This window comes from Sandarakinorhabdus oryzae (assembly GCF_009733735.1).
In the GTDB taxonomy this organism is placed as follows: Bacteria; Pseudomonadota; Alphaproteobacteria; order Sphingomonadales; family Sphingomonadaceae; genus Sandarakinorhabdus; species Sandarakinorhabdus oryzae.
Genome location: NZ_WNJP01000308.1, coordinates 1 through 1,604, shown reverse-complemented (window position 1 = coordinate 1,604; position 1,604 = coordinate 1). Strand labels below are relative to the sequence as shown.

At 69.7% G+C, this 1,604-nt stretch carries 2 protein-coding genes and 1 pseudogene; 1 reads left to right on the top strand and 2 read right to left on the bottom strand.

Features of this window, described 5'->3' with window-relative positions; all coding sequences use genetic code 11:
• Positions 1 to 3 precede the first annotated feature (3 nt).
• Both GJ693_RS15900 and GJ693_RS15895 read right to left on the bottom strand, forming a co-directional pair.
• Positions 4 to 249 carry a hypothetical protein gene (locus GJ693_RS15900; protein ID WP_235903001.1) on the bottom strand — a complete coding sequence of 82 codons (246 nt, stop codon included), beginning with the start codon at positions 247 to 249 and terminating at the stop codon, positions 4 to 6.
• A 25-nt stretch (positions 250 to 274) separates the two neighbouring features.
• Positions 275 to 1,249, bottom strand: a complete 975-nt coding sequence (locus tag GJ693_RS15895; protein ID WP_156257202.1) for a cysteine synthase A — start codon at positions 1,247 to 1,249, stop codon at positions 275 to 277.
• An 81-nt stretch (positions 1,250 to 1,330) separates the two neighbouring features.
• Between GJ693_RS15895 and GJ693_RS15890 the strand changes: the two are divergent.
• A pseudogene (locus tag GJ693_RS15890) lies at positions 1,331 to 1,604 on the top strand (hypothetical protein); the annotation flags it as partial.

Genomic DNA, 1,604 nt, shown 5'->3' with positions numbered 1-1,604 from the left:
CGGTCACTTCTCTTCGGCCGGGCGCGTGGCCGGGCCGGGGGCCACGCCGAGCACCGCCAGCGGCTCGCCGGTGCCGGGCTTGGCCTCGCGGCCGGTCGGGCGCAGGCCTGCCGCCGCGATCATCACGATCAGGAAGATGGCAGCAAGGCCGGTCAGGCCCCAGCGCAGGCGCTCACCGCTGCGGCCAGCGCCGGGCGCTTTCGGGCGCACCGCTGTCAGGCTGCTGTCGGGAAGGAGCGGCTCGTTCATCGGGCGGCGATTCTAACGCCCGGAGTCATGCCGGGGCAAGGCCCTTCGCCTTCAGCCATTCGGCGTTGTAGATGGTCGACAGATAGCGCAGGCCGCTGTCGCACAGGATGGTGACGATGACATGGCCCGGCCCCATGTGCCGCGCCAGCCGCACCGCGCCCGCCACATTGATGCCGGACGACAGGCCCAGGCAGATGCCCTCTTCGGCATTCAGCCGGCGCAGCCAGGCCATGCCCTCGCTGTCGGGCACGCGGAACTGGGCATCCACCGTCAGCCCATCGAGATTGCCGGTGATGCGCGATTGGCCGATGCCTTCCGACACGCTCGATCCTTCGGCCTTCAGTTCGCCATGGGCAAACCAGTTGTAGAGCGCCGCGCCCTCGGGATCGGTCAACGCGATGGTCACGTCGGGCTTTTCGGCGCGCAGGCCGAGCGCCACGCCGGCCAGCGTGCCGCCGGTGCCGACAGCACAGGTGAAGCCATCCACCCTGCCGCCGGTCTGGCGCCAGATTTCCGGTGCGGTGGTGCGGATATGGGCCAATCTGTTGGCGACATTGTCGAACTGGTTGGCCCAGATCGCGCCCGGCGTCTCCTCGGCGATGCGGCGGCTGGTGTGCACATAATGGCCGGGGTTGGCATAAGGCGCGGCCGGCACCAGCACCAGTTCGGCACCCAGTGCGCGCAGCGTGTCCTGCTTCTCGCGGCTCTGGGTTTCGGGCATGACGATGATCGTCTTGTAGCCGCGCGCGGCGCCCACCAGAGCGAGGCCGATGCCGGTGTTGCCGGCGGTGCCTTCAACGATGATGCCGCCGGGCTTGAGCAGGCCCTGGCTTTCCGCATCCTCGATGATGCCCATCGCGGCGCGGTCCTTCACGCTGCCGCCGGGGTTGAGGAATTCCGCCTTGCCCAGGATGGTGCAGCCGGTCTCAAGGCTGGGGCCTTTCAGCGTGATCAGCGGGGTGTTTCCAATCAGCCGGGTGATATCGGGAGCCGTTTCCATGGCCCTTCCTACGCCCTTGCCGGCCCGGCTCGCAAGGAAGCTCTGTTGAACCGTCGCAAAGCAAGGCTAGAGTGTCGGGCAATGCGCGCGCCCATCGCCCTTGGTCTTGCCCTGCTGCTGGCCGCCTGTTCCGGCGGGCAGGGCGGCACGCTGGCTGTGGCGGTGGTGGGCGAAGGCGATCTGGCGACCGATCTGGCGGACGAGGCCAGCCGCGCCACGTTGATCCGGCGCGGGCCGGGCGGCGAACTGGCGCCCGGCCTCGCCACCAGCTGGCGCTTTCTGGACGATGGTGACGATCTGATCCTGCGGCTGGCGCCGGCGCGCTGGCCGGCCGCGGGCGATCGGCAGGGGCCGG